We start from the raw sequence: 26948 nt of genomic DNA, 5'->3' as shown, positions 1-26948 counted from the left end.
CCATGACTGACGGCCCCATCGTCGCCCGCGCCAGGTTCATGGCGGGGGCATGGCGGGGCGCCGGCGCCGCCCCTGGCGATTACCTGAACGCCGGGCGGCGATGCGTCAGGCGCGGTGCCTGGAACGTGCAAAGGTGATTACACTTCTCCCTGACAGACGGAGATCTGCAAGGGAGGAAACCATGTCACGCAGGCTGCTGGCGGCGCTCGCCGCGGCGGCGCTGGTCTGCGCCGGCCCGGCGCTGGCCGACGCCGGGAAGAAATATGACCAGGGCGCCAGCGACACCGAGATCAGGATCGGCCAGACCATGCCCTACAGCGGTCCGCTGTCGGCGCACGGCATCCAGGGCCGCACCGAGGTGGCCTATTTCCGCATGCTCAACGAGGAGCAGGGGGGCATCAACGGCCGCAAGGTCAACCTGATCTCGCTGGACGACGCCTTCTCGCCGCCCAAGACCGTGGAGCAGACCCGCAAGCTGGTGGAGCAGGAGGGCGTGCTGCTGCTGTTTGGCTCCAGCGGCACGGCGGCGCAGTCGGCGGTGCAGAAATATCTCAACGCGCGCAAGATTCCGCAGCTGCTGGTCTCTACCGGCGCCAACAAGTGGAACCAGCCGAAGGAATTTCCCTGGAGCACGCCCGCCTTCTTCCTTTACGGCACGGAGGGCGAGGTGTTCGGCCGCTACGTCGCCCGCGCCAGGCCGGAGGGCAAGATCGCGATCCTCTACCAGAACGACGATTTCGGCAAGGATTACGTCGCCGGCTTCAAGAAGGGACTCGGCGACAGGGTGAAGAACATCGTCAAGGAGGTCACCTACGAGCTGACCGACCCGACGATGGACAGCCAGGTGCTGGCGGCGAAGAACTCCGGCGCCGACGTGTTCTTCAACGTCAGCCTAGGCAAGGCCACGCCGCAGATCTTCAAGAAGGTGCACGAGCTGAACTGGAAGCCCATGCACCTGGTGGTGAGCCCCTCCACCGGCCGCGTGTTCCTTGAGGCGGCGGGGCTGGAGACGGTGCAGGGCATCATCGGCGCCACGCCCTACAAGCAGATGACCAGCCCGCGCTGGGCCAATGATCCGGACGTCATCGCCTACAAGAAATTCCTCGAGAAATACCTGCCCAATGAGGACAAGACCAACGAAATCGGCTTCGTCACCTATTCGTTCGCCCATGTGATGGCGCACATCCTGCGCGAGGCCGGCGACAACCTGACGCGCGAGAACATCCTGCGCATCGCCACCAACCTGAAGAACGTGCGCGCGCCGGCGCTGCTGCCGGGCCTCGCCTACAACACCTCGCCCGACGACTACGTGCCGTTCAAGCGCCTGCAGCTGCAGCAGTTCCAGGGCAATGACTGGGTGGTGCTGGAGGAGATGTCGGCGGAGTAAGGCGCAGCCGGGGCCGGGGCGGTCCCCCCGGGCCTTGCGTCGCGATGCGGCCCGTCCGGTCATCCGGGCGGGCCGTTTGCGTTCAGGCGCCCTGAACGCCGGGCCAGGGCGGCGCGGCCGGGCCCTCCGGCCGGGAGAAGCGCGCGGGGCGAAGCGCCGTTGAGGGGCCGTTAACCACGACGGGTTTTCATGCGTGCGGCCCGGCGGAGACGGCCGCAACACGTCATCGCAGCACCCTGATGCGGCCCAGTTTTCGACAGATTCGCGGGTGAGGACAGGGCAGGAAATGGCGCCGGCTTCCGGTCCGGGCGGGCGCGGCCCCGTCTCAGGCCGGCCGCCACGGATCGCAGACCGGCCGGAAGGAATTTTCATGAATCCCGTTGACGTTGCGCAGGCCGCCGCGCCAGTGGCGGAAGTGTCATTCTGGCACATGTTCTGGCAGGCGCATCTGGTCGTCAAGCTGGTGATGCTTGGCCTGGCCGGGGCGTCCGTGTGGTGTTGGGCGATCATTGTCGACAAGGCGCTGATGTTCCGCCGCGCGAAGGCGGAGATGGACGCGTTTGAGGACGCGTTCTGGTCCGGCCAGTCGCTGGAGGAGCTCTACCGCGCCGAGGCCCAGGGCGAGCCCAGCGGCATGGCGGCGGTGTTCGTGGCCGCCATGCATGAGTGGAGGCGCTCCTTTGAAGGCGCGGCCCGGTCCGTCGCCTCGCTGCCGCAGCGCATCGACAAGGTGATGGACGTGGCCATCCAGCGCGAGATGGAGAAGGTGGAGAGCCGCCTGATGGTGCTGGCCACCATCGGCTCCTCGGCGCCGTTCATCGGCCTGTTCGGCACGGTGTGGGGCATCATGACCTCGTTCCGCGCCATCGCCGCCTCAAAGAACACCTCGCTGGCGGTGGTGGCGCCGGGCATCGCCGAGGCGCTGTTCGCCACCGCCATCGGTCTCATCGCCGCCATTCCGGCGGTGATCGCCTATAACCGCTACCAGGCCGAGGCCGCGCGCGTGCAGACGCGCCTCGAGGGCTTCGCCGACGAATTCTCCTCCATCCTCAGCCGGCAGATCGACGACCGGCGCGCCGGCTGACGGGCGTCGCAACCGAAGGGAGACGCTGCATGGGCATGGGTCTGGCAGGGGGCGGCGGCGCGCGCAGGCGCCGCGGGGCGCGGCGCGGCGCGGGCTTCGCCGACATCAACATGACCCCCTTCATCGACGTGGTGCTGGTGCTGCTCATCGTGTTCATGGTGGCCGCGCCGATGATGGCCACCGGCGTGCCGCTGGACCTGCCGCAGAGCGCGGCCGGGCCGCTGAACGTGGAGCAGAAGCCGCTCACCGTCTCCGTGGACGACCAGGGCCGCATCTTCATCGACAACGTCCAGCTCGGCGACGACGCCCTCGTGCCGGCGCTGCGCGAGGCGGCGAAGGCCGGGCCGGACGAGCGCATCTACCTGCGCGGCTCGAAAAAGGTGGACTATGGCCGTGTCGCCCAGGTGATGGGCCTGATCACCGCCGGCGGGTTCAGGAAGGTCGCGCTGGTCACCGAGCCTGACCAGAAGAACTGAGCCGCGTCATGAAGCTGCCCTGGTCCAGAAAGGAGCCTGGCTTTCTCGTCTCCGCCGCCGGCCACGCCGCCGTGCTGGCGGCGCTGCTCGCCGGGCTGGCGTCCGCGCCGCGCTTTGACGACCAGGAAGAAGCGATTCCTGTCGAGGTGATCACCGACGACCAGCTGCGCGCCATCACCCGCGGCGAGAAGACCGCGCGCGAGGTGGCGGAGAAGCCGGCGCTGCGCGCCAGCGCCGTGGTGCCGGTGCGTGACGTGAAGCCGGATCCGGCGGAGGTCGAGAGCCATGCGCCGGCGCCGCCGTCGCGCCCGCGCGACCTGGCCGTGGCCGAGGACAACGCGCCGCCCCCTCCGCAGAAGCCGGAGCCCAGGCCTGAACCGAAGCCCGCGCCGAAGCCGGAGCCAAAACCCGAGGCGAAGCCCGAGCCAAAACCCGAGCCAAAACCCGAGCCAAAACCCGAGCCGAAACCCGAGGCGAAACCCGAGGCGAAGCCCGCGCCGAAGCAGGAGACGGCGCCGCTGCCGCCGCAGCGCCCGGAGCCGGCGCCTGAGCCTGCGCCGAAGCCGCAGCCCAAACCCGAGCCCAAACCCCAGCCCAGACCGGAGCCCAGGCCGGAGCCCAGACCGAAGCCGGACCCGGCGGCGCGGCGCGATCTGGCCAGGCTGATCGAGGAGACCAGGCCGCAGCAGAAGCCGGCGGAGAAGCCGGCGGCGCGGCCCGCGCCGGAGGGCGAGAGCTTCAACCCCACCGACATCCGCAGGCTGCTGGCCAGCCGCGGCGCCGGCCAGCGCTCCAGCGCGCCGGAGCCTGGCGCGCGCTCGACCGCCGGTTCGCAGACGGCGACCGGGCCGAAACTCTCCATGTCGCAGCGCGACGCCCTGGGCGCGCTGATCAAGGAGCAGCTGCGCCGCTGCTTCTCCTATGTGGGCGCGCCGCCGGAGGTGAAGCCGGAGGTGCGCATGCAGCTGGCGCCGGACGGCTCGCTGACAGGCCCGCCGGCGCTGCTCAACAGCTCGGTTGACCCGGCCTTCCGCGCCATGGCGGACGCGACGCTGCGGGCCATCCGCATGTGCGCGCCCTTCCAGGTGCCGGCGCAGTACGCCCCCTATTACAACGACTGGCGCAGTTTCCGGATTATCGCGGACCAGTCGGATTTCCTCTGATTTGTCGCGGCCAGATGACGGGGAGTTGCATGAAGCGACATCGTTTCGCCATCTGGGCCAGGCAAAAGCCAGTCCAGGTTTTTCCTCATGAGCCAATCAGTGAACGCCGGGAACAAAATGGGCCTTGAATATCTGTGGCGTCGTCTGGCTTCGCCCGGGACCGCGGGGTCTGCGCCATTGGGCGTCGCCGGCGTCGATCCCGTGCGGCGCCTGCTGTTGCAGGCCGGCGCCGCGGCGGGCGGCCTGGCTGCGGTCAGCGCGGTCACCACTTTCTCGGCGCCGGCGCGGGCCGAGATCTCCATCACGCTCGACAGGGCCAGTTTCCAGCCGCTGCCCATCGCCATCGCCGATTTCACCGGCGATCCCGACCTTGGCGCGCGCATCGCCGGCGTGGTGGCGGCCGACCTGCGGCGCTGCGGCTATTTCGCCCCGATTGACCGCGCGGCCTTCCCGCCCGGCCCGGTCAATTTCGACGCGGTTCCCGACTTCGCCGCCTGGCAGGCCGTCAACGCCCAGGCGCTGGCCACCGGCCGCGTCGCCCGTGAGGGCGACCGGCTGCGCACGGCGTACCGGCTGTGGGACGTGGGCGCAGGCCAGCAGCTCACCGGCCAGCAGTTCGTCACAGACGCCAACAACTGGCGGCGCATCGGCCATATCATCGCCGACTCGATCCTGTCGCGTCTTACCGGCCTCAAGGGCATGTTCGACGCGCGCATCGTCTATGTGGACGAGAGCGGCCCGCGCGACCAGCGCCGCAAGCGCCTCGCCATCATGGACACCGACGGCGCCAACATGCGCTATCTCACCCGCGGTGAGGAGAGCGTGGTGACGCCGCGCTTCTCGCCAGTGAGCGCCGATCTCACCTACATGTCCCAGGCCCGCGGCGCGCAGCCGCGCGTGCAGGTGCTCAACATCGACACCGGCCAGCGCCAGACCGTCGGCAATTTCCCGGACATGACCTCCAGCCCGCGTTTTTCGCCGGACGGGCAGAGCATCGTGTTCAGCCTGCAGCAGGGCGGCAACGCCAACATCTATCTGATAAACTTGGCGTCGCGCACCACCACGCGGCTGACCAGCGCCAACGCCATCGACACCTCGCCCTCGTTCTCTCCGGACGGTTCGCGCATCGCCTTCGAGAGCGACCGCGGCGGCGCGCAGCAGATCTACGTGATGCCGGCCCAGGGCGGCGAGGCGCAGCGCATTTCCTTCGGCGAGGGGCGCTACAGCCAGCCGGTGTGGTCGCCGCGCGGCGATCTCATCGCTTTCACCCGCCAGAAGGGCGGCGCCTTCGGCATCGGCGTGATGCGGCCGGACGGCTCCGGCGAGCGCATTCTCACCGAAGGCTTCCATAACGAGGGCCCCACCTGGGCGCCGAACGGCCAGTTCCTGATGTTCTTCCGTGATCCAGGCGGCGAGGCGGGCGGCAAGCTCTATCTCACCGACATCACCGGCCGGGTGGAGGCGCCGATCCGCACCGCCGGCTTCGCCTCAGATCCCGCCTGGTCGCAGGTGCTCTCGGAGATGCGCTGACGCAGATGGCGCTTTTGCCCGTAACGGCAGGCGCTTAACGGTAATTTTACGACGCATACGGCTCTCTGTGCGGACGCCGCGGTCCGGCGCCGCGCGGCCTGTCAGGCCACAACAGGAGCCCGGAGCCAAGGCTGCATGGAAGGAAAAGGGATGTCGCTGGCAGATTTGCGCAACATGGCGACGGCGGGCGCCACGGCCCGGCCGGGACGGATGATCGTCATGGTGGCGGCGTTGGCGGCGGCGCTGTCGCTCGGCGCCTGCGCCAGGAACAACCAGGACATGGCGGGCGGCGCCGGCGGCGCCGGCGCAGGCTACGGCATGGCCGGCGCGGCGACGCCCGGCAGTCCCCAGGATTTCGTCGTCAACGTCGGCGACCGCGTGTTCTTTGAGGTGGACAGCAGCGCGCTCACGCCGCAGGCGACCGCCACCCTCGACCGCCAGGCCGCCTGGCTGTCGCGCTATCCGCGCTACACCTTCGTGGTCGAGGGCCACGCTGACGAGCGCGGCACGCGCGAATACAACTATTCGCTGGGCGCCCGCCGCGCCCAGGCGGTGCGCGACTATCTGGCCTCGCGCGGCGTCGCGGCGTCGCGCATGCGCACCATCTCTTACGGCAAGGAGCGTCCGGTGGCGGTGTGCAACGACATCTCCTGCTGGTCGCAGAACCGTCGCGCCGTCATCGTGCTGGACGGCGCCTCGTCCTGATCCAGGCGCCTCCGGGAGACGCTCCCGGAGGCAGGCCGGGCCCGCCGCGCCGGCGGCCCGGACGCAGGGAACGCCGTCGCCGACGCCTGAAGGATTGCGCCGTCATGCACATCATGAAGCCGGACATCCGATTTGCGCGCGCCTGGGCCGTGGCCGTCATGGCCATGGCCACCGTCGCGCCGGCGCGCGCCCAGGACGCCGCCGACCTCGTTGTCCGCGTCACCCAGCTGGAGGAGCAGGTGCGCAGCCTCTCCGGCAAGGTCGAACAGCTCCAGTTCGAGAACCGGCGGCTGGCCGAGCAGCTGCGCAAGTTCCAGCAGGACGTGGATTTCCGCCTGCAGGAAGGGCGCGGGGGCGGCGCGCCGCCCCAGGCCGCCGCCGCAGCCCCGCGCGGCGCTGACCCGGCGCAGGCCCCGGCCGCCAGCGCCGGCGACGGCTTCGAGCGCGGCCGCAGCCAGATCCAGCAGGGCGACTACGCCGGCGCCGAGATGTCGCTGCGCCAGTTCCTGAACGCCAGTCCGAAGGACCGGCGCGCCGCCGAGGCCATCTACTGGCTGGGCGAGAGCTACTACCAGCGCCAGCGTTACAGCGAGGCCGCCGAGCAGTTCCTGAAGATCACCACCGACTATCCGAAGGCGGCCCGCGGTCCCGACGCCCTGCTCAAGCTGGGCATGTCGCTGGCCCGGCTGGACGCGAAGCCCGAAGCCTGCGCCACCCTCGCCGAAGTGCTGCGCAAATATCCCAACGCCTCGGCGGAGGTGCGCGCGGCGGTCGAGCGCGAGCGGCGTCGCAGCAAGTGCTGATCCGTGACCGGCGCCGCGCCAGAGGCTGACGGGGCGACGCCGGTGTCGGCCGCCGAGGCCGGCGCGCTGTTCGCCGGTCTCGCCGGCGCGGCGCGCGTGCTGCTGGCTGTTTCCGGCGGCCCCGATTCCCTCGCCCTCCTTCACCTTGCCGCCGCCTGGCGCGCCGACGGACTGGCGCGCGGCGAGCCGCGGCCGGAGCTGGCCGTGGCGACGGTGGACCACCGCCTGCGCCCCGAGGCCGCCAGTGAGGCGCGCATGGCCGCCGCCGCCGCCGCCGCCCTGGGCGTGCCTGCGGCGATTCTGGTCTGGGAGGGCGAAAAGCCCGCGGCTGGCCTCGGCGAGGCGGCGCGCGCGGCCCGTTACCGGCTGCTGCTGGATCACGCCCGCGCCATCGGGGCCAGCCATCTGGCCACCGCCCACCACGCCGACGATCAGTCGGAAACCATCCTGATGCGCCTGTGCGCCGGCTCGGGGCTGGCGGGCCTCGCCGGCATGCGCGCCGAAAGCCGGCGCGAGGGCGTCGTGATCGTGCGGCCGCTGCTGTCGACGCCCAAGGCGCGCCTCGTCGCCGTCTGCCGCGCCCGCGGCGTCGCCTTTGCGGAGGATCCCGGCAACCGTGATCCGGCGAAGGCGCGCGGGCGGCTGCGGCTGCTGGCCGCGGAGCTGGAGCGGCTCGGGCTGGGCCGCGAGCGGCTGTTGCGCCTCGGCGCCCGCGCCGCCCGCGCCGACGACGCCCTGGAGGCCATGACTGGCGCCGTCCTGTCCGCGCTGGCGCCGCGCATTTTTTCCGGCGGCTTCGAGATCGACATGAAGGCGCTGGCCGGCCACGCGGACGAGATCGTGATCCGCGCGCTCGCGCGGCTGGCGACGCAGGCGGCGGGGGAAGGGCGCCTGCGGCTGGAGCGGCTGGAGCGTGCGGCGTTGCGTCTCGCCGCCGCGGCCCGCGCCGGCCGGCCGGCGGCGCTGACCCTCGCCGGCCTCGCGCTGCGGCTGGACCGGCGCGGCCTGTGCCGGGCGGCGCCGGAGCCGCCCCGGCGTCGCGGGGCCGGGCGCGCCGGCGCCTGCTGAGGCCCGTCAGCGGAAAAGAGACCTTTTCACGGAAAAAATGCGCCGGCGCCGCAAAGGCGGCGCCTTTGCCAGTCACCAGTAAGGTACGCCGGCGCGAACCGCGCCGCGCCGGGCCAGGCTGCGACCTTGGCAACGTCCGGCGTCGCGCCTAAATAAAGGTAATCCGCTGCAATCCGCCTGGCGTCCGACAGGCTGCTGGACCAGGATCAATACAACGCGATGAACCCCAATTTCCGGAATTTCGCCCTCTGGGTCATCATCTTCCTGCTGGTGCTGGCGCTTGTGTCGCTGTTCCAGAGCCCTGGCCAGCGCAGCGGATCCACCGACATTCCCTATTCGCAGCTGCTGCAGGACGCCGACAACGGCCGCGTCAGCAGCGTGATGATCTCGGGCCAGGAGATCACCGGGACCTATACGGACGGGCGCACCTTCAAGACCTACGCCCCGTTTGATCCGGGCCTCGTCTCGAAGCTGCAGCAGAAGAACGTGCAGATTTCGGCGCGGCCGCCGCAGTCGGACACGCCCTGGTTCATCGCCCTGCTGATCAACTGGCTGCCGATTCTGGTGTTCATCGGCGCATGGATTTTCCTGTCGCGGCAGATGCAGAGCGGCGCGGGGCGCGCCATGGGCTTCGGCAAGTCCAAGGCCAAGCTGCTCACGGAGGCGCACGGGCGCGTCACCTTCGAGGACGTGGCAGGCGTGGACGAGGCCAAGGACGACCTCCAGGAAATCGTCGAGTTCCTGCGCGATCCGCAGAAGTTCCAGCGCCTTGGCGGCCGCATCCCGCGCGGCGTGCTGCTGGTCGGCCCGCCCGGCACCGGCAAGACGCTGATCGCCCGCGCCGTGGCCGGCGAGGCCAACGTGCCGTTCTTCACCATTTCCGGCTCGGACTTCGTCGAAATGTTCGTGGGCGTGGGCGCGAGCCGCGTGCGCGACATGTTCGAGCAGGCCAAGAAGAACTCGCCCTGCATCATCTTCATTGACGAGATCGACGCCGTCGGCCGCCATCGCGGCGCCGGCCTCGGCGGCGGCAATGACGAGCGCGAGCAGACGCTGAACCAGCTGCTCGTCGAAATGGACGGCTTCGAGGCCAATGAGGGCGTGATCATCATCGCCGCCACCAACCGTCCGGACGTGCTCGACCCGGCGCTGCTGCGTCCCGGCCGCTTCGACCGCCAGATCGTGGTGCCCAATCCGGACGTGGTCGGCCGCGAGCGCATCCTGCGGGTGCACGTGCGCAAGGTGCCGCTGGCGCCGGACGTGGACCTGCGCGTGCTGGCGCGCGGCACTCCCGGCTTCTCCGGCGCCGACCTCATGAATCTGGTGAACGAGGCCGCCCTGCTCGCCGCCCGCCGCGGCAAGCGCATCGTCACCATGCAGGAGTTCGAGGACGCCAAGGACAAGGTGATGATGGGCGCCGAGCGCCGCACCCTGGTGATGACGGAGGACGAAAAGCGGCTCACCGCCTATCACGAGGCCGGCCACGCCATCGTCGCCCTCAACGTTCCGGCCACGGACCCGGTGCACAAGGCCACCATCATTCCGCGCGGCCGGGCGCTGGGCATGGTCATGCAGCTGCCCGAGCGCGACAAGCTTTCCATGAGCTACGAGCAGATGACCTCGCGTCTGGCTATCATGATGGGAGGCCGCGTGGCGGAGGAGCTGGTGTTCGGCCCCGCCAAGGTCACCTCCGGCGCCGCCTCGGACATCCAGCAGGCCACCAAGCTGGCCCGCGCCATGGTCACCCAGTGGGGCTTCTCCGACGAGCTCGGCCCGGTGATGTATGGCGACGAGGGCGGCGAGGTGTTCCTCGGCTACTCCATGGGCAAGCAGCAGGTGCTCTCCGAGGCCACGGCGCAGAAGATCGACTCCGAGATCCGCCGCCTCGTGGAGGAGGGCATCTCCAACGCCCGCCGCATTCTCACCGAGAAGCGCGATGACCTCGAGACCCTGGCCCGCGGCCTGCTCGAATACGAGACGCTGACCGGCGACGAAATCCGCGACCTGCTCAACGGCAAGCCGCCGGTGCGCGACGTGGGCGGGGCGCCGCCGCCGGCGCGCACGGGCCTGGTGCCCACCGCCGGCCGCCACACGCCGCGCGAGCCGGGGGCCGGCGTGGAGCCCCAGCCCCAGGCCTGAGAACGTCTCGCCTGTCAGGCGATCCCTTCAGGGGCGCGATGGTCTCTCCGTCGCGCCCCTGATGTTTTCCGGCGCATGGCGCGCTTTCCTCGCAGCATACGCCCGCGCGCGGACGTAAAACCGCGCCGCCGCTGCGGCGGCGGACGGCCAGTAACAGAATGTTACTATTGGTGAACGTATGATCCCCGCGCGTTGCTTGACGGCGCGCGCGCCGGACGACAAGACAATTCGCACAGGCGCGGCCGGTGATTTGCCGCTGGCGGCGCGGATGGCGCGGGCGCTCCGGAGCCTCTGGCCCTGGCGGGCGCCAGCCGGCTAGGCGCGTCTGGCGGCGGCCGCCCCCGGCAGGGGGCGCGGCCGGCGACCGCCCCGGGACACAGGGACACATGACGAGAAGCTATTTTGGCACTGACGGCATCCGCGGCCGGGCGAACGCCGTGATCACGCCGGAGCTGGCGATGAAGGTGGGGCAGGCCGCCGGCCTCGTGTTCCGGCGCGGCGACCACCGCAACCGGGTGATCATCGGCAAGGACACCCGCCTCTCCGGATACATGATCGAGACGGCCATGGTGGCCGGCTTCACCTCGGTGGGCATGGACGTGCTGCTGCTCGGCCCCATGCCCACGCCCGCGGTGGCCATGCTCACCCGTTCGATGCGCTGCGACCTCGGCGTGATGATCTCCGCCTCGCACAATCCGTATGAGGACAACGGCATCAAGCTGTTCGGCCCGGACGGCTACAAGCTCTCCGACGACGTCGAGCGGCAGATCGAGGCGCTGATCGACAGCGACCTCTCCCAGCGTCTGGCGCCCGCCGCCGACCTTGGCCGCGCCAGACGCATCGACAGCGTGCACGCCCGCTATGTGGAGTTCGCCAAACGCACCCTGCCGCGCGACGTCGATCTGGAGGGCATGCGCGTGGTGGTGGACTGCGCCAACGGCGCCGGTTACCGCGTCGCCCCCGAGGCGCTGTGGGAGCTTGGCGCGGAGGTGATCGCCCTTGGCGTCGAGCCCAACGGCGCCAACATCAACCGCGACGTCGGCTCCACCTCGCCGGAGGCGCTGATCCGCAAGGTGCATGAGGTGCGCGCCGACATTGGCATCGCGCTCGACGGCGACGCCGACCGCGTCATCATCATCGACGAGAAGGGCCAGATGGTGGACGGCGACCAGCTGATGGCGGTGATCGGCCGCAACTGGAAGGAGGCGGAGCTGCTCAGCCGCCCGGCCATCGTGGCCACCATCATGTCCAACCTTGGCCTTGAGAAATATCTCCAGGGCATCGGCCTCGGCCTCGAGCGCACCGCCGTGGGCGACCGCTACGTGCTCGAGCACATGCGCCGCCACGGCTACAACGTCGGCGGCGAGCAGTCCGGCCACATCATCCTCTCCGACTACGCCACCACCGGCGACGGCCTGCTCTCGGCCCTGCAGATCCTCGCCGTGGTGCAGAAGGCGGGCCGGCCGGTCAGCGAGGTGTGCCGGGCGTTCGAGCCGTTCCCGCAGGTGCTGAAGAACCTGCGCTACAAGCGCGGCGCGCAGCTGCCGTCCGAGCAGGTGGAGAGCATCGTCGAGGCCGCCCGCGCCCGTCTCGGCGCCAACGGCCGCCTGGTGGTGCGGCCCTCCGGCACCGAGCCGGTGATCCGCGTCATGGGCGAGGGCGATGACCTTGAGGTGGTCAACCGCATCGTCGACGACGTGCTGGAGGAGCTGGAGAAGGTGGCGGCCTGAGCCGCCAGTTTCTGCAGCCGCGCCCCGTCGCCTGCAGGCCCGCGCTGTTCCGGCGCGGGCTTTTCCCCGCCGGGGCGGGGCATGCGCGCCGGCCCCGTTGGCAGGCCTCACGCCGGCGCGGGCTTTTCGCCGGGCGCCGGATGGGGGGTCCGCCCGCCGCCGCGCCGGCCAGCCGCCGCCTGTTCGCCGGCGCGCACGCCACGCCGCGCCGCCGCTGTGCGGGTCACCCCGCGTTAAGCATGTCTGTCAAGGTTAATCAGCTGTTAACGGCTCTCCGGGAGACTGGGCCCGGCGCCGCGATTCATCCGCAGCGGCGCAGATGGACCCCGTCATGAGCTTCCGTCACGCTGTTTTTTTCCGTTCCGCCGTTTTCGCCGTCGCCACGCTGACCGTCTCCGCCGCCGTCGCCGACACGCGGCTGCCGTCGCTGCCGTCGCTGGAGCCGGACCGGCCGCTGTGGGAGCCGGGGGGCGTCTACCTGCGCGGCGATCTCGGGACCGGCCTTGGCCAGCGCAATGCGGGCAGGGCGGTTCCTCCGGCGTGGTTCTTCGACGGCGGCGCGCAGACGCCTGACGTCGCCATCGCCCGCAGCCGCATCGGAGCAGGCTGGGCGGCCAGCGCCGGCGTCGGCTACCGCGTCGGCCCGTCGCTGCGCGTGGAGCTCTCCGGCGTGGCGCTGTCAGGCGTCGGCGTGCGCGGCGTGGGCGTGGGCGCGGACTTTCCGGCTGACGGCGGCGCCTTTGGCGGGTGGCGGGCGCGCAGCCGCGCGTCAGCGGCCGTCGCCAGCGTTTACTGGGATATCCTCACCTGGCGGGGCCTCACGCCCTATGTGGGCGTGGGCGCGGGCGTGGCCTGGAGCCGGCTCGGCGACGTGAGCCGCGCGGCGACGCCGGAGCCGTTCGCGCCGGCGACGCAGATCGTGGCGCTGCGCCGCGGCGTCCGGGCGCGGCCGGCCCTGGCCCTGCACGCCGGCGTGGCGTATGAGCTGGCGCCGGGCGCGTTCCTCGACGCCAGCTACCGCTACCTCAGTCTCGGCTCCGCCGCCGCCGGCCGCCTCGCCTGCGACCTCGCGGCTGGGGAGTGCGCCGCCGCCACGCCGGCGCGGTTCAGGAGGCTGCAGGCGCACGCTCTCGCCCTTGGCCTGCGCTGGGAGCTTGGCGGCCCCTGACGGGTTGCGGCCTGCGCATGGCTGCCTCCCGCGCGCGCCGCGCGCCAAAACACTTGCGCAAGCGGTCCGTCAGGCGTAGGTCCTGCCGCGGGACACTTCCCCCCAACGGGAAGCGCCCATCTGCAAGGATGGAATGACATGACGACCGCACCCGCTGTCCGGCCCGCGAGGCCGGAGTTTTCGTCCGGCCCCTGCGCCAAGCGTCCCGGCTGGAGCTTCGAGGGGCTCGCCGGCGCGCCGCTCGGCCGCTCCCACCGCGCCAGGATCGGCAAGGAAAAGCTCAAGCTGGCCATCGACCTCACCCGTGAGGTGCTGGAGGTTCCCGCCGACTACCGCATCGGCATCGTGCCCGCTTCCGACACGGGCGCGGTGGAAATGGCGCTGTGGTCGCTGCTCGGCGCCCGCCCGGTGGACATGCTGGCGTGGGAGAGCTTCGGCGAGGGCTGGGTGACGGACGTCGTCAGGCAGCTGAAGCTGGCCGACGCGCGCGTGATCCGCGCGCCCTACGGCGAGCTGCCGGATCTCTCCCAGGTCAACGCCGCCGAACATGACGTGGTGTTCACCTGGAACGGCACCACCTCCGGCGTGCGCGTGCCGGACGCCGGCTGGATCCCGGCCGGCCGCAAGGGCCTGACCATCTGCGACGCCACCTCGGCCGCCTTCGCCCAGCCGCTGGATTTCGCGAAGCTCGACGTGGTGACCTTCTCCTGGCAGAAGGCGCTGGGCGGCGAGGGCGCGCACGGGGTGATCATCCTCTCGCCCCGCGCCGTGGAGCGCCTGGAGACCTACACGCCGCCGTGGCCGCTGCCCAAGATCTTCCGCCTCACCTCCAGGGGCAAGCTGTCGGAAGGCGTGTTCAGGGGCGAAACCATCAACACCCCGTCCATGCTTTGCGTCGAGGACTATATCGACGCCCTGCAGTGGGCTAAGTCGATCGGCGGCCTCAAGGCGCTGGTCGCCCGCGCCGACGCCAACGCGAAGACCCTCAACGACTGGGTCGACAGCCGCGACTGGATCTCCAACCTCGCGGTGAAGCCGGAGACCCGCTCCAACACCAGCGTCTGCCTGGTGATCTCGGACCCCCAGGTGCTGGCGAAGGGCCCGGAGGCCGGCGCCGCCGTGGCCAAAGGCATTGTGGCGCGCCTGGAGGCCGAGGGCGTGGCCTATGACATCGGCTCCTATCGCGACGCTCCGGCCGGCCTGCGCATCTGGTGCGGCGCCACGGTGGAGACCAGCGACATCGCCGCCCTCACCCAGTGGCTCGACTGGGCCTTCGCGGAAGAGAAGGCGAAGCTGGGCTGACCTGGGCAGCCTGACGACCGTCCGGCCGGCCCCGCGCCGCGGGTCCGGCCCCAAGCTGTCTCGCGACACGGTTATGCGCGCCGGCGGCCTGCGGCTTCGCCCGGACCGGCGCGACGCAACTTTCCGGAAGGTGACCTGATGACCGCCAGAGCGCCCCGCGTTCTCATTTCCGACGCGCTTTCGCCCGCCGCCGTGCAGATCTTCAGGGATCGCGGCGTCGAGGTCGATTTCCAGCCCGAGCTGGGCAAGGACAGGGACAGGCTCGCCGCCATCATCGGCGACTATGACGGCCTCGCCATCCGCTCCGCCACCAAAGTCACCGCGAAGATCCTGGAGAACGCCAGGAACCTGAAGGTGATCGGCCGGGCCGGCATCGGCGTCGACAACGTGGACATCCCCGCCGCCAGCGCACGCGGCGTCATCGTGATGAACACGCCGTTCGGCAACTCCATCACCACGGCGGAGCACGCCATCGCCCTGATGTTCGCGCTCGCCCGCCAGATTCCCGCCGCCGACGCCTCCACCCAGGCCGGCAAGTGGGAGAAAAACCGCTTCATGGGCGTGGAGATCACCGGCAAGACCCTGGGCGTGATCGGCTGCGGCAACATCGGCGGCATTGTCGCCGAGCGCGGCGTCGGCCTGCGCATGAAGGTGATCGCCTATGACCCGTTCCTGTCGCCGGAGCGGGCCCTGGATCTGGGCGTCGAGAAGGTGGAGCTGGACGAGCTGCTGGCCCGCGCCGACTTCATCACCCTGCATACGCCGCTGACCGAGAAGACCCGCAACATCCTCTCGGCCGAGAATCTCGCCAGGACCAAGAAGGGCGTGCGCATCATCAACTGCGCCCGCGGCGGCCTCGTGGATGAGGCGGCCCTGCGCGCCGCCCTGGACAGCGGCCATGTGGCCGGCGCCGCCTTCGACGTGTTCTCCGAGGAGCCGGCGACGCAGAACGTGCTGTTCGGCCATCCCAACGTTGTGTGCACGCCGCACCTGGGCGCCGCCACCACCGAGGCGCAGGAGAACGTGGCCCTGCAGGTGGCCGAGCAGATGTCCGACTACCTGCTGCGCGGCGCCATCCAGAACGCCGTCAACTTCCCGTCGATCACCGCCGAAGAGGCGCCGAAGCTCAAGCCGTTCATCGAGCTGGCGGACAAGCTCGGCTCCTTCGCCGGCCAGCTTACCGAAACCGGCCTCAAGAGCGTGCACGTCACCTATGAAGGTTCGGTGGCCGGCCTGAAGGTGAAGGCGCTCACTGCCTCCGCCATCGCGGGCCTGCTGCGGCCCATGCTGCAGGACGTGAACGTGGTGTCCGCGCCTTCCGTGGCCCGCGAGCGCGGCATCGTCATCGAGGAGACCATCCGCGAGGCCGAGGGCGAGTATGACGCGCTGATCACCCTGACGGTGACCACCGAGGGGCAGACCCGCTCGGTCTCCGGCACGGTGTTCGCCGGCGGGCGTCCGCGCATCGTCGCCATCAAGGGCATCAAGGTGGACGCCGAGCTGGCCCCGTCGATGCTCTATGTCTCCAATGAGGACAAGCCGGGCTTCATCGGCCGTTTCGCCAGCATTCTCGGCGAGGCGGGCGTCAACATCGCCACCTTCGCCCTGGGCCGCGACGCCCCAGGCGGTTCGGCCATCGCCCTGGTCGAGGTGGACGGCGAAGCGCCGCAGCCGGTGATCGAGGCGGTGAAGGCCATCCCGGGCGTGAAGCAGGTCAAGCCGCTGCGCTTCGCCTGAGGCGGGCGCGCGCCGCTGCGCATGCGTCATTGCGCGTGCGTCATGGAGGAAAGGCCGGACCGGTGGTCCGGCCTTTCTTTCGGGACGAGGGCGCCGCCGGCGCAGGCTTCCGCGCGCCGCCGCGGCTGGCCGCGGGAGCCAGGCCGCGGCCGGCGGGCGGCGCGTCCGCGCGGCGTCAGTCGCGGTAGCCCGGATTGACCCGGTCCAGCTTGCGCAGCAGCGCCGGCCAGGCCAGACGGTCCGCCACCTTCATCAGGCCGGAGTCCGAGGAGCCGATCTCGGCGTTCCTGGCGATCACGTCGTCTTCGGTCGGGTAAATCTCGCCGCCCATGGCGAGGGTGCGCACCTGCATGGAGCAGGCGCGCTCCAGGTAATACATGCGCATGAACGCCTGGGCCACGGTGCGGCCCACGGTGAGCGTGCCGTGGTTGCGCAGCAGCATCAGGTTCCTGTCGCCGAGGTCGCGCTGCAGGCGCGGGCGCTCGTCCAGATCCAGCGCCACGCCCTCATAGTCGTGATAGGCGAGGTCGCTGGAGATCAGCTGCGCCGTCTGGTTGAGCGGCAGCAGGCCGTGCGCGGTGGAGGCCACCGCCGTGCCGTCCACCGTGTGCAGGTGCATGACGCAGTGGGCGTCCTCCCGCACCTCATGGATGGCGGAATGGATGGTGAAGCCGGCTGGATTGACCTTGTAGGGCGTCTCGCCCACCGGGTTGCCGTCGAGGTCGATCTTCACGAGGCTGGAGGCGGTGATCTCGTCGAAGAACCAGCCGTAGGGGTTGATGAGGAAGTGCTTCTCCGGCCCCGGAACCCGCGCCGACAGATGGGTGAAGATCATGTCGTCCCAGCCGAACAGGGCGACGAGACGGTAGGCGGCGGCGAGATCGATGCGGACCTGGCGCTCCGCCTCGCTCATGGCGTCGAGGCTGACGACGTTGCTGGCCTTGCTCATGGCGCTCCTCCCTGCCGCGACGCGCCGGGCGCGGGGCGGCGTTTCCTCGTGGACGTTTATCCGCGCCGCGTGGGCGCGCTGGCGCCAGTGTGCCTGCGCCGGGCCAGGCCGGCAATGCGTCTGGCGGCGCCCGGGCCCGCGCGCCTGCTTGCGCGCCCGCTGGCGGCCGGAGCGGCCGGGGAGGACGTCGGGAAAAAAGGATTGCGGGCCGTCCAGGCCAGGCGTGGGGGGCTTCTGGCCTGGACGGCGCCGGAGGGACGCGCCGGACCGCCTGCGGCGGGGTGGGGGATACGCCGCAGGCTGGCGGGCCTGTGGGGGCCGCCAGCGCTCCCCAACTACAAACACGGCGGCGGCGGAAAGGTTCCGGCCCCGCCGGCGGCCTTACAGCATCAGGCCGGCGGCGCCGGTGAGGGCGCCGGCGACGCCAAGGCCGATGCCGGCGAGCCACGGCCAGCGGCGCGGCCGCGCGATGATGGACAGGGTGGCGATGGCGATGGCCACCTGCACCATGGTCACCGCCCAGGCCAGCACATGGTGGCGGGCGCCATGGCGCTCCGCTTCCCGCAGCTTCTCCAGCGACAGCTGTTCCTGCGCGCGGGCGTAGCGGGCGAGGGCCTCGTCGTCGCGGCCGCCGCCGCGTCCGCCGGCCTCCGGCGCGACGGCGCCGGCCGCCCCGGGGTGGACCTGCGCCAGCGCCTGGCGCACGATGCGGGCGTCCAGCGCCGACCAGGCGTCCGCCGCCCGCGTCTGGGCCATCAGCGCCGCGGAGCCCGCGTCCGAGGCGGCGGAGGTCGCCATGGACTCCAGCGTGCCGAGAATCACGCCGGCCACCGCAAGGATGGCGATGGTGGCCGACACCCGCGTGACCGCCGGATCATCCAGCAGGTGGGGGCCATGGCCCGCTGCGCCCAGGTGCTCCAGCGCCTCGGCGTCGGCGCGAAATTCTTCGGTTGTGGCGTCTGACAGTCGCGGCACGGCCGGCTTCCTCGCGGCGGCGGATCATGACGGGCCCCTGAGGGGCCGGCTCAGTCCAGCGGGGTGAGATATTTCTCCACCCGCGCCCGCTCGGCGTCGCTGAGGGCGACGGCGCGCCGGGTGGCGTGGTCGAGAATGGCGACGATCACCTCCGAGGCGCCGATGCGCGCGCCGGTCCGCATGTCGAACATGCCGTGGGCGAAGCGCATCATCTTGCCAAGGAAGCCGGCCACCTGGCTGTGCGCCACGACCAGCGTCCCCGGCGGCGGCATGTCGCCGTAGGTGAGGCGGTTCTCCACCACCACGCTGCCGCGGCCGCTGGCCAGCAGGCCGGGCACGTCCAGCTCCATGTGGGCGAACAGGTTGCCGACGCCGTCCGAGAAGCGGCCCATCACCTGCTCCACGGCCATGCGGCCGCTCACGTCGCATTCCCACGGCTGCACCATGCCGCGATAGATCTCCACGAGGCCGCGGTCGCGCGCCTCCTGCAGGGTCATGGGCTTCCGCCGCTCCTCGAAATCGACGCTGCGCGGCATGTCGCTCTCCGGAATCGTTCCGGCGTACCGCGCCATCAGCTCGCGCTGGCGCGCGCTCCAGGGAACCGGCGCGCCGGTGGCGCGGTCCACCTGGCGGTCGATGCTGATGAAGCTGGTGGCGACGCGGCCGGCGCAGTGCAGCTCGTGATGCAGCACCACGCTGTCGTCGCGGATTTCGGCGACGCGGGTGCGGAATTCAGCCATGTCGCCGGCGCGCAGCTCGTGACGGTAGCGGATATGATGGGTGAGGGGCTTCAGCATGCGCCCTTCGCCCACCTCCAGCGCCCCGGCGACGAAGCCCATGGTTTGCGACAGGCGCGTCATGTAGAAGCGCACGTTCAGGTGGTTGTTTTCGTCGCACTCCCACGCATTGACGCCGCTACGGGCGCCGCTGATCCAGCTGGCCGGCATTGGACTTTCCCCAGGCGTACTGTTGTTCTTGGCGTTCGTTCGTCATTCGCGGCGCGCCGTCGCCGGCGCAGGGCCCCTCCGGGCGCCCGCCCGCCACGCAAAAAGGACGCCGCCTGCAGGGCGGCGTCCTGACCGTCAGTTCATCCTCGCGGGGCCGGCGCGCCTCAGGCGGCGCGCTCGAAGATGGCGGCGATGCCCTGGCCGCCGCCGATGCACATGGTCTCCAGACCATAGCGGCCGCCGCGGCGCTTCAGCTCATACATCAGGTTGGCGAGGATGCGGCCGCCGGTGGCCCCGATCGGGTGGCCCAGCGAGATGCCCGAGCCGTTGACGTTGAGGATGTCGTGGCGGCTGTCGTCGTCCGACCAGCCCCAGCCCTTGAGCACGGCCAGCACCTGGGCGGCGAAGGCCTCGTTCAGCTCCACCAGGTCGATGTCGTTCCAGCCCATGCCGAGGCGGGCGAACAGGCGCTCCACCGCCGGCACCGGGCCGATGCCCATGCGGGAGGGATCGCAGCCGGCCGCGGCCCAGCCCACGAACCAGCCCATCGGCTCCAGGCCCAGCTCCTCCAGCCTGTCCTCGGCGACGATCAGGCAGGCGGCGGCGGCGTCGTTCTGCTGGCTGGCGTTGCCGGCGGTGGTGACGCCGCCCTTCTCGATGGCCGGCAGCTTCGCCAGGCTCTCCGGCGTGGCGTCGGGACGGATGCCCTCGTCCCTGGCGAAGATCACCGGCTCGCCGCGCTTCTGCGGCACGGCCACCTTCACCAGCTCGGCGTCGAACTTGCCCTCGGCCCAGGCCTTCGCGGCGCGCTGGTGGCTGCGGGCGGCGTAGGCGTCGCAGGCCCCGCGCGAGATGTTGTAGTCGCGGGCGAGGTTTTCGGCGGTCTCGATCATGCCGCTGATCACGCCGAAGCGGCTGATCGGCTGGCTCATGACGCGGCCGCGGGTGAGGCGGTCATGCAGGGTGACCGAGCCGGAGCGGGCGCCGGCGCGCATGTCGGTGGTGTAGTACTCGACGTTGCTCATGCTCTCGACGCCGCCGGCGACGACCACGTCGGCCACGCCGGTCTGGATCAGCATGGCGGCGTCGACGATGGCCTGCAGGCCGGAGCCGCAGCGGCGGTCAAGCTGGTAGCCGGGCACGCTGATCGGCAGGCCGGCGGCCAGCAGCGACCATCGGGCGATGCACGGCGCCTCGCCGTTGGCGTAGCCCTGGGCGAAGACCACGTCGTCGATACGCTCGGGATCGATTTTCGTGCGCTCGACGAGCTCTCTGATGACGATGGCGCCAAGCTCGCCGGCGGGAATGCCGGAGAGGCTGCCGAGGAACTTGCCGACAGCGGTGCGGATGGGGGAGACGATGGCGGCGCGGCGCAGCCCCGGAGTTCTGGTGCTCATCTTGTCGCTTCCATTGCGGCGCGCCGGAACCATGGCGCGCGATCGTGACGCCGCCGCAGCCAGACGGCCGCCGGCGCGGCCTGTTGAATCCAGTCCAGCCGGACCTCAGGGCCGGCGCCCCTGTATAATATGGCGGATGGTCCGCGCCAACAGCAGCCGCTGACAATGGCGCCGCGAACGTCGCCGCCCGGGCGCGGAAAGGGCGGCGGCGCGACCGCCGCCCGCCCCGCCCCGGGCGCGGCCCGTTCAGCTGGCCTCGATCAGCTGGTCCGACAGCTCCCAGTCGTCGCCGTTGAACACGCCCATGTAGAATTTGGTCACCGGAGCGTAGTCGTCGGGCGTGATGTTGAGGGTGATGCCCGGCAGCAGGATGGGGCTGGTCCTGCCGCGCAGGTTGGTGGCGTGCTTCAGGATGTTGGCGCGGGTGAGATCGTCGCCGCACGCCTCCAGGATGTTCTTCATCATCACGGCGCTGGAATAGGCGTAGAAGCCCACGTCGTCGTCCGCCGGCGTGTCGGGGGAATATTTCGCCCGGAACGCCTGGTAGGTCATCACCTCCGGATCGTTCCGCCACTTCGGGCTGGCGACGTGCTTGACGCTCTGCACGGTCATCAGGCCCTTCGCGTTCCCGAGCCCGGCGCCCTCCAGCAGCATGCGCGTGGCCGAGGCGCTCATCAGATAATGCAGCGCCGGCCAGCCGGTCTCCTTCACCTTGCGGATCGACTGGCTGACGAACTTGCCGGTGGTGACGTTGAAGAATACGTCCGCCCCGGAGCGGGCGAGCGTGACGATCTGCGAGTCCACGGTGGGCTCGGTGAGGTCGTACATCTGCTCGGAGACGATGGTCTGGCCGGCCCTGTCGCCGAGACCCTCCCGCAGGCCGCGCAGGAAGTCGCGGCCGAGGTCGTCGTTCTGGGCCAGCACGCCCACTTTCGCGTCCGGCCGGTTCTGCAGCAGCCAGCGGCCGAAGATCCGCCCCTCGGTGACGTAAAGCGTCAGCGCGCCGGTCGACCAGGGGAAGTTCTCCGGATCGCTGAAGCGCGAGGAGCCCGAGCCGACCATGAGCTGCGGAATGCCCCTGGCGTTCAGGTATTTCTGAACGGCGGCCTGGGTCACCGTGCCGTTGGACGAAAGGGTGGCGAGCACGCCGTCGCCCTCCACCAGGCGGCGGGTGGCCTCCACGGTCTTGGCCGGGTTGTAGGCGTCGTCGAGCGAGATCAGCGTCACCTTGCGGCCGTTGATTCCGCCCTGCTCGTTGATCATGCGGAAATAGGCCGCCTGCGTGCGGCCGACGATGCCCACATAGGAGGCCGGCCCGCTGTAGGGCATGGTCTGGCCCAGCCGGATCTCGCTGTCAGACGCGCCCTGGTCATATTTCCTGCCGGCGCCCTGGGCAAGGGCCGGCGCGGCGACGGGCGACGCGGCGATCGTGGCGGCCGTCGCCGCCAGGAATTCCCTGCGATTCATGCGTTTCCTCACCTCATGACGGCTCCGCTCTGACGGCGGATAACCCATGTTATGGTGAGACGCGGGCCGGGAACAGCAAAAACGTAACAGAAGTTATGCTATGGATACGACCGTCGCCGCCTGCCCGTGCGCCGCGGCGGGGGCGGAATGGCGCAGGCGGGGGCCGCAGGCGCCGCGAGGCGGGGAAGGCGGGCGCGCGCGGCGGCGCGCCCGCAGCGGCCTCAGCCGATCATGTCGCCCTGCAGCTCCCAGTCATGGCCGTCGAACTGGCCCATGTAGAACTTCGTCACCGGCGCGTAATCGTCCGGCGCGGTGTTCATGGTGATGCCGGGCAGCAGCAGCGGATTGCGCCAGCCGCGGATGTTGGTGGCGTGCTTCAGCACGTTGGCGCGGGTGAGGTTGTCGCCGCACGCCTCCAGCACCTGCTTCATCAGCATGGCGGTGGAGTAGGCGTAGAAGCCCACGTCGTCGTCCGCCGGCGTGTCCGGGGAATATTTCTCCCGGAACGCCTGGTAGGTCACCACGTCCGGATCGTTCCGCCACTTCGGGCTGGCCACGTGCTTGAGGCTCTGCACCGTCATCAGGCCCCTGGCGTTCTCAAGCCCGGCGCCCTCCAGCAGGATGCGCGTGGCCGAGGCGCTGGCCAGATAATGCAGCGCGGGCCATTTCAGCTCCTTCACCTTGCGGATCGACTGGCTGGCGAACTTGCCGGTGCTGATGTTGAGGAACACGTCGGCGCCCGAGCGGGCGAGGGTGACGATCTGCGAATCGACCGTCGGCTCGGTGATTTCATAGCCCTGTTCGGCGACGATCATGTCCCTGGCGCGCTCCCCGAGGCCCTCGCGCAGGCCGCGCAGGTATTCGCGGCCAAGGTCGTCGTTCTGCGCCAGCACCGCCACTTTCGCGCCGGGCCGGTTCTTCAGCAGCCAGCGGCCAAGAATCTGGCCCTCGGTGACGTAAAGCGTCATGGAACCCGTCGACCACGGGAAGTTCTTCGGGTCGCTGAAGCGCGACGAGCCGGAGCACACCATGAGCTGCGGCACGCCCCTGGCGTTCAGGTATTTCTGCACCGCCGCCTGGGTGACCGTGCCGTTGGACGAGAACATGGCGAGCACGCCCTCGCCCTCCACCAGCCGCCGCGTCGCCTCCACCGTCTTGGCCGGGCTGTAGGCGTCGTCGAGCGAGATCAGCGTCACCTTGCGGCCGTTGACGCCGCCCTGCTCGTTCACCATGCGGAAATAGGCCGCCTGGGTGCGGCCGACGATGCCGACGTAGGACGCCGGCCCGCTGTAGGGCACGGTCTGGCCGAGCCTGATCTCAGTGTCGCTCGCGCCCTGGTCATACGCCTTGCCGGCGCCCTGGGCCACGGCGACGCGTGACGCAAGCGGCGACACGGCGGCCGTGGCGGCGAGCGCCGCCACGAATTCCCTCCGGTTCATGCGTTTCCTCACGTTTGCGGTCCGTTCTGCGACGGACGCGCAAACCTGGGACTTAACCGCGGGATGAGGCGCCCGCATTCCTGCATGCGCCCATGATCCAGATGCAGATCCGGAGGCGCCAGGTGCCGTCGCGTCATGCGGCGCGTCAGGCGCGCGCCGCCGCCCTGCCGTTACGGGCCTTCGCCTGGTTGATCTCCATCACCGCCAGCCCGGTGAGCTTGCTGTTGGTGGCCTTCTCCTCATCGAGAATCTCGGAAAGCAGGGCGTGCGCCTCGTCATGGCCCAGGGTGCGCGCCCATTCGCGCAGCGAGCCGTAGCGGGCGATCTCGTAGTGCTCCACGGCCTGGGCGGCGGCGAGCAGGCCGGCGTCCAGGGCGGCGCCGCTGGCTTCCTCCATGATGCCTTCGCCTTCCCGGATGAGACCCTCGATGGCGTCGCACTTCTCCGCCTTCGGCTTCTGGCCGAGCGACCTGAACACCGCGTCAAGCCGGGCGATCTGCTGTTTCGTCTCCGCCAGATGGCTGCTCAGCGCCTCCTGCAGATGGGCGTTGCCGGCCGCCTTCGCCATTTTCGGCAGCGCCTTCGCAATGGCGTTCTCGGCGTAATACACGTCCTGCAAGGTATGGACGAAGATGTCGGACAGGGTTTTCACGGGGCTCTCCTGAATTTCCGGAATTGTAACCGCGGGATTAACGCGGCGGCGGCCGCTGCGTTCCATGAAGAATGCGGCGGCGCGACTCAGGAGCGCGTCAGCTGCGCGTAACCGGGGTGGCTGCGGATGATGTGGCGGACATAGCCGCAACGGGGAATCACCCGGCGGTTTTCGGCGCGCAGCATGTCCAGCACGCCCCGCACGAAGGCGCTGGCCACGCCCCTGCCGCGGGCGTCCGGGGGGACCTCGGCGTGATCGAGGCTGATGGCCTCCGGAGTGTGATGGTAGGCCAGCGTCGCCAGCCCCCAGTCCGTGTCCATTTCAAAGCGGGCGGCGTCCTGGTTGTCGCGGATCCCGGCCATGGCGTTGCTCCCTCGCTGGCGCTGCTGATGCGACAGGGGAAACCGGCGCGCGCGGCCGCAGGTTCCCGCGCGGCGCCGGCCGCGGGGCGCCGTCACCACAGCCAGAACAGCGCGATCCAGTTCAATGCGCCCATGGCCGCCGCGCCGGCGCAGGCGGCGAGGCAGGCGAGCCGGGCCGGCAGGGCGCGCGCGTACTGGCCGCTGATCCGCCACTGCAGGCGCAGGCTCCAGGCGGCGGCGGCGGCGAGCAGCGTCGCGCGCGTGACCGCGACCCACGCCGGCGCGCCGACGTGCAGCTGCGTGAGCGTTATGGCGGAGAGCCCCAGAAACACGCCGCAGCCGGCCAGCGGCGTCAGCCCCAGCGCCAGATGGTGCAGCCGCTGCGCCCGCCACTGCCCGAGCGCGCGCGTCGCGGCGGCGAGGCAGGCGAGGATGATCCCCCCGCTGACCGCAGCCGTCGCCAGGATGTAGGCGGCCATCACGGCGCCGTCGGCCGGAGTCATGACGTCGCTGGCCTGCGGATAGTTGGTGAGGATCCACCACGGCAGGCGCGGCTGCAGCGGCCACATGAGGTCATGGTCCACCAGCCAGCCGATGGTCGCGGTCCGCGCCGCCACGTACCAGGGCGAGACGGTCCACGCGAAGGCGCCGGCGGCGATCCCCATCAGGCCGAAGACGATGAGCGCCGTCTCCCAGAACGAGCCGCGGCCGCCGGCGCCGGTGACGATCTCCTGCTCCGGCGGGCGGGGGGCGAGCGTCACCGCGTTGCGGAAGCCGGCGCAGCGGCCGCACATGTGGCACATGGCGGCGCCCTCCATTGCGCGCACCGGCACGAGCGGCGCGCAGTTGAGGCGCGGCGCCCGCGGGTCCGGTTTCGGCGCGCTGTCCCACGCCGCCCGGTCCACCCGGAAGCGCGCCGGCGCCAGCCGCGCCAGCAGGGCGAACACGCCGTTGACCGGACACAGGTAGCGGCACCACACCCGCTTGTCGCGGCCATAGAGCAGGCCGGTGACGATGGCGGCGAGGGTGGAGCCGCCCAGCACAACCAGAGCCGGCAGCGGATACTGGTACACGCTGGTCATCTGCCCGTAGATGGTGACGCCGGCGAAGGCGACGAACGGCCAGCCCGGCCAGCGGATCCAGCGCGGAACGGCGCGGCCCCGGCTGCGGGCGCTGGCGATCTCGGCGAGGGCGCCTTCCGGGCAGAACAGCCCGCACCACGTCCGCCCCGTCAGCGCCACGCTGACCAGCACGAACGGCCACCACACGCCCCAGAAGGCGAACTGGGCGAACAGCGTGGCGTTGCCCAGGATGCGGGAGCTGCGCGTGGGGGCCGGCGTGACCAGCGGCGCCAACAGCAGCGCGGCGTAGATCACGATGATCGCCCACTGCAGCCGGCGCACGAAGCGCTGGTGGTCGCGCAGCCACAGCCCCGCCGCGGCCAGCGCGCGGGCGGCGCGGCCGCCGCCGTTTACGGGGCCTGCCGTTTCGCGCGGTGCAGGAGCCATGTCACGCATGTCCAGAATGCGGCCAGCGCCAGCAGCTCCGCCAGTACGGGCCGGGCGCGGTAACCGGTGAGGGCGGCGATAAGGCCGCCGGCGGGGCCGGCGTCCGGCAGCAGGGCGGAGGCGTCCCACAGCCGGCCGGAGAGATCGGGGATGACGCCCAGCGACAGCAGGTTGTCCACGGCCTGCACCACGAGGCCGCCGGCCAGCAGCAGCAGCACGCAGGCGCTGGCGCTGAAGAACGCGCGCCACGGCGCCAGCCGTCCGGCGGCCCGCAGCAGCGCCCAGGTGAGCACGGCGGCGACCAGCCCGGCGTAGCCGGACACCAGCCCGTGCAGGACCGAATCGCGGGCGGCGGTCATCGTTCCGTAAAGGAACAGCGCCGCTTCCGAGCCCTCGCGCAGCACGGCCAGGAACGCCAGCATGAAGATGGCGCGCCAGCGCGCGCGCAGCGCCGCCGCGTCGAGGGCCGTGCTGAGCGTGCTGGCCAGCGACGGCCCGTGCCGGCGCATCCACACCGTCATCTGCACGATCATCGCCGCGGCGGCGAGGATGACGAGCGTCTGGAAGGCGACGCGGGCGTCGTCGTCGAGCGATTCGCCGACGGCGATCAGCGTCGCCGCCGCCGCGACGGCCGCGATGACGCCCGCGGCGACGCCGGCCCAGAGCCAGATGCGCCCGGTGCGGCGCACGTGCGGCGGCGCCACGGCGAGCCACGCGCCGAGCACGCCCACCACGAGCAGCGCCTCGACGCTTTCGCGCCACATGACGAACGCCACGTTGAGGTCTGGTAGCACGGCGCACATGGAGAGGGACGATGAGGTCATGCGGAGGCGGTCAGCGAGGGGCGGGGCCCGTTACGGGGTTGCGGCGGGCGCGCCGGCGGCCCGGACGTTTCCGTCCTGGCCGCCTGTCGCCACGGCGCCTGTCGTCCGGGCCGCGTTCCCGGCGCCGGCGCAGGGC

23 protein-coding genes are annotated in these 26948 nt (G+C 70.9%); 13 read left to right on the top strand and 10 right to left on the bottom strand.

What is annotated here, in order from left to right:
• The first annotated feature begins 181 nt into the window (after positions 1-181).
• From ACFFJB_RS11325 to serA, 13 genes are all read left to right on the top strand, one after another.
• Complete coding sequence (locus tag ACFFJB_RS11325; protein ID WP_376831467.1) at positions 182-1387, top strand: ABC transporter substrate-binding protein; 1206 nt, start codon at positions 182-184, stop codon at positions 1385-1387.
• Positions 1388-1757: 370 nt separating this feature from the next.
• Positions 1758-2471: a protein TolQ gene (gene tolQ, locus ACFFJB_RS11320; protein ID WP_376831466.1), complete on the top strand. Its 714-nt coding sequence runs from the start codon at positions 1758-1760 to the stop codon at positions 2469-2471.
• A 29-nt stretch (positions 2472-2500) separates the two neighbouring features.
• Complete coding sequence (locus tag ACFFJB_RS11315; RefSeq protein WP_376831465.1) at positions 2501-2947, top strand: ExbD/TolR family protein; 447 nt, start codon at positions 2501-2503, stop codon at positions 2945-2947.
• 8 nt (positions 2948-2955) lie between these two features.
• Entirely contained in the window at positions 2956-4110 is a 1155-nt protein-coding gene (tolA, locus tag ACFFJB_RS11310) for a cell envelope integrity protein TolA (RefSeq protein ID WP_376831464.1), read from the top strand.
• A gap of 117 nt (positions 4111-4227) precedes the next feature.
• Positions 4228-5640, top strand: coding sequence for a Tol-Pal system beta propeller repeat protein TolB (tolB, locus tag ACFFJB_RS11305; protein ID WP_376831463.1), 1413 nt, complete (start codon positions 4228-4230; stop codon positions 5638-5640).
• Between the two features lie 210 nt (positions 5641-5850).
• Entirely contained in the window at positions 5851-6345 is a 495-nt protein-coding gene (pal, locus tag ACFFJB_RS11300; protein WP_376832664.1) for a peptidoglycan-associated lipoprotein Pal, read from the top strand.
• A gap of 113 nt (positions 6346-6458) precedes the next feature.
• Entirely contained in the window at positions 6459-7148 is a 690-nt protein-coding gene (gene ybgF, locus ACFFJB_RS11295; RefSeq protein WP_376832662.1) for a tol-pal system protein YbgF, read from the top strand.
• A 3-nt stretch (positions 7149-7151) separates the two neighbouring features.
• Positions 7152-8216 carry a tRNA lysidine(34) synthetase TilS gene (gene tilS / locus ACFFJB_RS11290; protein ID WP_376831462.1) on the top strand — a complete coding sequence of 355 codons (1065 nt, stop codon included), beginning with the start codon at positions 7152-7154 and terminating at the stop codon, positions 8214-8216.
• 219 nt (positions 8217-8435) lie between these two features.
• Positions 8436-10355, top strand: a complete 1920-nt coding sequence (gene ftsH, locus ACFFJB_RS11285; RefSeq protein WP_376831461.1) for an ATP-dependent zinc metalloprotease FtsH — start codon at positions 8436-8438, stop codon at positions 10353-10355.
• Between the two features lie 386 nt (positions 10356-10741).
• On the top strand, positions 10742-12085 hold the full coding sequence (glmM, locus tag ACFFJB_RS11280; RefSeq protein ID WP_376831460.1) for a phosphoglucosamine mutase: 1344 nt from the start codon (positions 10742-10744) through the stop codon (positions 12083-12085).
• Between the two features lie 331 nt (positions 12086-12416).
• Positions 12417-13253, top strand: coding sequence for an outer membrane protein (locus ACFFJB_RS11275; RefSeq protein ID WP_376831459.1), 837 nt, complete (start codon positions 12417-12419; stop codon positions 13251-13253).
• A 138-nt stretch (positions 13254-13391) separates the two neighbouring features.
• Complete coding sequence (locus tag ACFFJB_RS11270) at positions 13392-14555, top strand: phosphoserine transaminase (protein ID WP_376831458.1); 1164 nt, start codon at positions 13392-13394, stop codon at positions 14553-14555.
• A 138-nt stretch (positions 14556-14693) separates the two neighbouring features.
• Entirely contained in the window at positions 14694-16292 is a 1599-nt protein-coding gene (gene serA / locus ACFFJB_RS11265; protein ID WP_376831457.1) for a phosphoglycerate dehydrogenase, read from the top strand.
• A gap of 175 nt (positions 16293-16467) precedes the next feature.
• Here serA and ACFFJB_RS11260 read toward each other — a convergent pair whose 3' ends face one another.
• The 10 genes from ACFFJB_RS11260 to ACFFJB_RS11215 all read right to left on the bottom strand — a co-directional run bounded on the left by ACFFJB_RS11260 (position 16468) and on the right by ACFFJB_RS11215 (position 26812).
• Positions 16468-17241 carry a class II aldolase/adducin family protein gene (locus ACFFJB_RS11260; protein ID WP_376831456.1) on the bottom strand — a complete coding sequence of 258 codons (774 nt, stop codon included), beginning with the start codon at positions 17239-17241 and terminating at the stop codon, positions 16468-16470.
• Between the two features lie 381 nt (positions 17242-17622).
• Positions 17623-18216, bottom strand: coding sequence for a DUF4337 family protein (locus tag ACFFJB_RS11255; RefSeq protein WP_376831455.1), 594 nt, complete (start codon positions 18214-18216; stop codon positions 17623-17625).
• Positions 18217-18266: 50 nt separating this feature from the next.
• A complete protein-coding gene (locus ACFFJB_RS11250; RefSeq protein WP_376831454.1) occupies positions 18267-19163 on the bottom strand; it encodes an acyl-CoA thioesterase in 897 nt (298 codons plus the stop codon).
• 164 nt (positions 19164-19327) lie between these two features.
• Positions 19328-20560: an acetyl-CoA C-acetyltransferase gene (locus ACFFJB_RS11245; RefSeq protein WP_376831453.1), complete on the bottom strand. Its 1233-nt coding sequence runs from the start codon at positions 20558-20560 to the stop codon at positions 19328-19330.
• A 246-nt stretch (positions 20561-20806) separates the two neighbouring features.
• On the bottom strand, positions 20807-22027 hold the full coding sequence (locus ACFFJB_RS11240) for an ABC transporter substrate-binding protein (protein WP_376831452.1): 1221 nt from the start codon (positions 22025-22027) through the stop codon (positions 20807-20809).
• A gap of 221 nt (positions 22028-22248) precedes the next feature.
• Positions 22249-23466: an ABC transporter substrate-binding protein gene (locus ACFFJB_RS11235; protein ID WP_376831451.1), complete on the bottom strand. Its 1218-nt coding sequence runs from the start codon at positions 23464-23466 to the stop codon at positions 22249-22251.
• Between the two features lie 145 nt (positions 23467-23611).
• Complete coding sequence (locus tag ACFFJB_RS11230) at positions 23612-24118, bottom strand: YciE/YciF ferroxidase family protein (protein ID WP_376831450.1); 507 nt, start codon at positions 24116-24118, stop codon at positions 23612-23614.
• Between the two features lie 86 nt (positions 24119-24204).
• Positions 24205-24480, bottom strand: a complete 276-nt coding sequence (locus tag ACFFJB_RS11225; RefSeq protein ID WP_376831449.1) for a GNAT family N-acetyltransferase — start codon at positions 24478-24480, stop codon at positions 24205-24207.
• A 92-nt stretch (positions 24481-24572) separates the two neighbouring features.
• Entirely contained in the window at positions 24573-25988 is a 1416-nt protein-coding gene (locus ACFFJB_RS11220; RefSeq protein WP_376831448.1) for a 4Fe-4S binding protein, read from the bottom strand.
• Positions 25952-26812 (bottom strand): FTR1 family iron permease, encoded by an 861-nt coding sequence (locus ACFFJB_RS11215; RefSeq protein ID WP_376831447.1) that lies wholly within the window; start codon positions 26810-26812, stop codon positions 25952-25954. The genes ACFFJB_RS11220 and ACFFJB_RS11215 overlap by 37 nt, the downstream gene beginning before the upstream one ends.
• Positions 26813-26948 lie beyond the last annotated feature (136 nt).

It is taken from the genome of Camelimonas abortus (genome assembly GCF_042432745.1).
Classification (GTDB): domain Bacteria; phylum Pseudomonadota; class Alphaproteobacteria; order Rhizobiales; family Beijerinckiaceae; genus Camelimonas; species Camelimonas abortus.
This window is presented reverse-complemented; position numbering and strand designations above follow the sequence as displayed.

What these genes read in the sequence shown, in the direction of transcription:
- ACFFJB_RS11325 (WP_376831467.1), top strand. Translation starts at nt 182, where the DNA reads ATGTCACGCAGGCTGCTGGCGGCGCTCGCCGCGGCGGCGCTGGTCTGC.
- tolQ (WP_376831466.1), top strand. Translation starts at nt 1,758, where the DNA reads ATGAATCCCGTTGACGTTGCGCAGGCCGCCGCGCCAGTGGCGGAAGTG.
- ACFFJB_RS11315 (WP_376831465.1), top strand. Translation starts at nt 2,501, where the DNA reads ATGGGCATGGGTCTGGCAGGGGGCGGCGGCGCGCGCAGGCGCCGCGGG.
- tolA (WP_376831464.1), top strand. Translation starts at nt 2,956, where the DNA reads ATGAAGCTGCCCTGGTCCAGAAAGGAGCCTGGCTTTCTCGTCTCCGCC.
- tolB (WP_376831463.1), top strand. Translation starts at nt 4,228, where the DNA reads ATGGGCCTTGAATATCTGTGGCGTCGTCTGGCTTCGCCCGGGACCGCG.
- pal (WP_376832664.1), top strand. Translation starts at nt 5,851, where the DNA reads ATGATCGTCATGGTGGCGGCGTTGGCGGCGGCGCTGTCGCTCGGCGCC.
- ybgF (WP_376832662.1), top strand. Translation starts at nt 6,459, where the DNA reads ATGAAGCCGGACATCCGATTTGCGCGCGCCTGGGCCGTGGCCGTCATG.
- ftsH (WP_376831461.1), top strand. Translation starts at nt 8,436, where the DNA reads ATGAACCCCAATTTCCGGAATTTCGCCCTCTGGGTCATCATCTTCCTG.
- glmM (WP_376831460.1), top strand. Translation starts at nt 10,742, where the DNA reads ATGACGAGAAGCTATTTTGGCACTGACGGCATCCGCGGCCGGGCGAAC.
- ACFFJB_RS11275 (WP_376831459.1), top strand. Translation starts at nt 12,417, where the DNA reads ATGAGCTTCCGTCACGCTGTTTTTTTCCGTTCCGCCGTTTTCGCCGTC.
- ACFFJB_RS11270 (WP_376831458.1), top strand. Translation starts at nt 13,392, where the DNA reads ATGACGACCGCACCCGCTGTCCGGCCCGCGAGGCCGGAGTTTTCGTCC.
- serA (WP_376831457.1), top strand. Translation starts at nt 14,694, where the DNA reads ATGACCGCCAGAGCGCCCCGCGTTCTCATTTCCGACGCGCTTTCGCCC.
- ACFFJB_RS11260 (WP_376831456.1), bottom strand. Translation starts at nt 17,241, where the DNA reads ATGAGCAAGGCCAGCAACGTCGTCAGCCTCGACGCCATGAGCGAGGCG.
- ACFFJB_RS11250 (WP_376831454.1), bottom strand. Translation starts at nt 19,163, where the DNA reads ATGCCGGCCAGCTGGATCAGCGGCGCCCGTAGCGGCGTCAATGCGTGG.
- ACFFJB_RS11245 (WP_376831453.1), bottom strand. Translation starts at nt 20,560, where the DNA reads ATGAGCACCAGAACTCCGGGGCTGCGCCGCGCCGCCATCGTCTCCCCC.
- ACFFJB_RS11240 (WP_376831452.1), bottom strand. Translation starts at nt 22,027, where the DNA reads ATGAATCGCAGGGAATTCCTGGCGGCGACGGCCGCCACGATCGCCGCG.
- ACFFJB_RS11235 (WP_376831451.1), bottom strand. Translation starts at nt 23,466, where the DNA reads ATGAACCGGAGGGAATTCGTGGCGGCGCTCGCCGCCACGGCCGCCGTG.
- ACFFJB_RS11225 (WP_376831449.1), bottom strand. Translation starts at nt 24,480, where the DNA reads ATGGCCGGGATCCGCGACAACCAGGACGCCGCCCGCTTTGAAATGGAC.
- ACFFJB_RS11220 (WP_376831448.1), bottom strand. Translation starts at nt 25,988, where the DNA reads ATGGCTCCTGCACCGCGCGAAACGGCAGGCCCCGTAAACGGCGGCGGC.
- ACFFJB_RS11215 (WP_376831447.1), bottom strand. Translation starts at nt 26,812, where the DNA reads ATGACCTCATCGTCCCTCTCCATGTGCGCCGTGCTACCAGACCTCAAC.